We start from the raw sequence: 3,698 nt of genomic DNA, 5'->3' as shown, positions 1-3,698 counted from the left end.
GTTTATATCTTTAGCACTTAAGATTCTTGATTCCAACTGAATATGCTTCTAATTCGAGTCCCATTGTTGTATTTCAGATAGCAAACCAACGCCGCACAACACCCCAGAGTCCCATTGTTACTTTATTTCAGATAGCAAAACAATACCACACAACGGTTTGAGTCCTGTAGGGACGATATTTCAGATAGAAAACACACAACCACAAAGGTCTGAGTCCTGTAGGGACGACATTTCAGTTAGCATACCAACTCCAGCGCAATGGACAAAAGTCCCATTGTTACTCTTTTCAGATAGCAAACCAAAGCTGCACAACGCCCCAGAGTCCCAACGGGACGGCATTTCAGATAGCAAACACCGACCAGCCCATAATCTGACTCTCGAAAAATGCTGGAATGCCAGAAAATCATTTCCATTGACAGTATCTCATGTTTATATATAGTTGATGCATTATTTGATAAATATACTCAAAAAACATCTTAACTTGCTCAAAACAGAGTATCTATGTTTTGCTTTCATACAGTATATTTTACAAAAATGGAATACGGCTTCAGACAACAGCGTATATTTTAATAAAGAGGAAACAGAATGGATTTGATTTTTGCCCAAAACAAGAGCACAAGACAGGATCAAGAAAAGACATCGGAGCATCTTTTACAGGACTTGATGCAATTTTGGCTACCATAGTATCTATCTTCTTTCACAAGCTTTTTACATATAATCGCTTAACTGGCTCTTGCTCCTCTGTGCAGAGAGCCTTATCCTTCACTATTACCCCCAAGTTTCGTAAGTCAGACTTCCGCTCTATCCCAGAGCAGAAACTATCTATTCAAAACATCAAAAATATCCCGGCTGAGCCTGCTACTACAGCCACAAGCTTACAAACAAATCTAATTAATGGAAAAAATATGAAGAAAACAACAATTCTATTCCTGCTGCTTATGCTCATCGGTGTCACGCTTGGTGCCAGCATTACCAGCTTCCCCTGGACCGAAGGTTTTGAAGAAGAATGGAGCGGAACTCCGGCTGCCCCTCCTGGATAGACGCAGATTTCCGTATCCGGTGAACTTTCCTGGGAACGCAATAATCGTTCTCACAGTGGATCATATAGCGCCAAAGCTCCATGGCACTTTTACGGTAGTGAGAATTTATTGATCACCCCAGCCTTGAACCTCACAGGAGCTGATTATCGTCTAAAATTCTGGCTATATGGAAGCTTAGAACCTGGCACAGACCTGAAAGTGCAGATCGCTACCAGCAATTCTTCAGCAGAAGACTTTTGCACAGACCTGGCCTATTACATTGCCGGAGAAAATATGCCTGAGCTTTGGACAGAGCAGACCATCAGTCTCGCCGCTTATGAAGGTATTCAGTATATTGCCTTCAGGATGATTGACAGTGCGGGGTATGAAATTTATATTGATGACCTGCGTATTGAGGCAATCCCTGCAGAGCCCATCTTTAGTTACAATACAAACTGGATAGATTTTGGCACGCTAAGTCAGAATCAGGCAGCCAGCCCTCAAAACCTGATCATCACAAACGAAGGTAGCGGAACCATGCACATCACTGCTGATGATATCAATATCAGCGGCACAGATGCCGCAAGTTTCAGCTTCGATCCCGCCAATTTGCCTGCTGCACTGGGAAACGAAGAATCCGTGATCATCCCCATTGGCGCTATGCTCACCGCCGCAGGCCCGGCGAATGCCACCCTTAGCATTTCTTATGGGGGAGTAAATTACAACTTCTCCCTGGATGCCGAAGCTTTGCCTGAAGGTACGATCCTTATCGGTGATGGCACTGCCGAAAAAGACTTACCTGTAAATGCATATTATGAATATTCATATACGCAGACCATTTACCCCCAGGCTGCGATCAATACGGCTAATCAACGCATAAAAAAGCTTTACTATTATTGGAATGGTGAAGAAGAGGGCAGCTATTCCGGTGGCTGGACAATATATATGGGACACACCCATAAGAGCGAGTTTACCAGCAATTTAGATTGGATCCCGCTTTCAGAGCTTACGGAAGTCTTTCGCTCAAATCTGGATATCCCGTCAGAAGAGGGCTGGATAGAGGTTCAGCTACAAGTCCCCTTTGCATATAACAATATCGATAACCTGGTGATAGCTGTGGATGAAAATACTCCGGACTATGATGGTAATTTCGGTAAATTCTACTGCAGCGAAGTGGATGATTTCGTGAGCCTATTATATTACAGCGATAACACCAATCCGGACCCTGCTAACCCCCCGCAAGCAGACGAGAGGTATCACTATCATCCAAATATCAAGCTGCAATTTAGTGATAGCTCTGAAGACCCCGAATTTGCTATCAGTCCCGTAAGCGGCGACTATGGTAAGCTTCAGCTTGGTGAGAGCAAGGCCATTACCTTCACCATCAGAAATAGTGGTGGCAGGACTCTATCTATAGCCCAGGCCGAGATCAGCATCACCGGCACTAATGCCACTGAGTTCAGCCTGAGCCCCATCACTGAAGACATCAGCCTGGAATTCGGTGAGACTGCGCAGATCACAGTGAACTTCAGCCCCAGATCCGAAGGCCTGAAATCTGCTACTTTGCAGATCATAGACAATACGCCCTCCAGGGGAAGCCTTAGCAGAGCCACTCAGACTCTCGCATTGAGCGGTGAAGGTTTCGATGCCATAATCTCAGAATTCCCCTATACCCAGAACTTCGATGATCTTCCTGAAGGGGAGCTTCCCTTTGGCTGGACAGTCATTGACGCCAATGGGGATGGTATCACCTGGAAAAATGGTAACAATATGAACAAATCAGGAAACAACGAACTATATCTGGATTATAATAGAGATCTGGCTGCTGATGATTATGTCTTTACAGCCCCGCTTGCCTTGAAGGCAGGACTGGAGTATCGCATAGAGTTTTATTATGGCAATCATCCACAATATCCGGAAAACCTGAAGTTGATGGTTGGCCAGGCACCCACGGTGGATGGCTTGACGACAACATTGCTGGACCTGTTTGAATTCCAGGTAAGCGCATATACGCTTGGAACAGCAAGCTATAGCCCTGCTACTACCGGTAACTATTACTTTGCCTGGCACGGTTACAGCGCTGCGGATCAATACTATATTCTTCTGGATGATATCAGCATCGATATCGTTTATGACTACCCTGTCGGCATACCCATCACTGTAGGCGAAGAGATTATCACCATCACCGGCGGTTCTGCCAATAACGGCAGCGGCGAGATTCCCCCCGTGAACAACGGTGCCTTCGTAGCCTCCCAAAGCTTCATTCTGGAGCTTTTCGGCGCAGGTCCCTGGAGCGTTAACATCCAGACCGCAGCTCCTTATGGTGCCTTTTATAGAAATGGTGAATGGACAGCAGTGGAAAACGTAGGTGGAGAAATTGTCTTTGCAGATATTACCGCCAGCAAGGATTTGACCCTGCCTATCGTCTTGGGTGATGAGAATCCCACTCTGCCCGTCACCCTCTCATCCTTCACCGCCGTTCTCACCGCAGACCTGCATGTGAATATCGCCTGGACTGCGGAGTCCGAGACCAATCATGCCGGATACAACATCCTGCGCAGTGAAGTGCAAGAGCTTTCTACTGCGATCATGATCAATAGTGCTTTAATCGATGAAGGCATCGAAAATGGAACTCAGATCAGCTATGAATATACCGATACTGAGGTCTATCATCAGGCC

At 45.8% G+C, this 3,698-nt stretch carries 1 protein-coding gene; it reads left to right on the top strand.

Annotated features, from left to right (window positions below):
• Nucleotides 1-1,046 precede the first annotated feature (1,046 nt).
• Nucleotides 1,047-3,698 (top strand): choice-of-anchor J domain-containing protein (locus tag LHW48_06710; GenBank protein MCB5260147.1); only part of this gene is annotated, 2,652 nt, incomplete at its 3' end.

Source organism: Candidatus Cloacimonadota bacterium (assembly GCA_020532355.1).
Classification (GTDB): Bacteria; Cloacimonadota; Cloacimonadia; order Cloacimonadales; family Cloacimonadaceae; genus UBA5456.
This window is presented reverse-complemented; position numbering and strand designations above follow the sequence as displayed.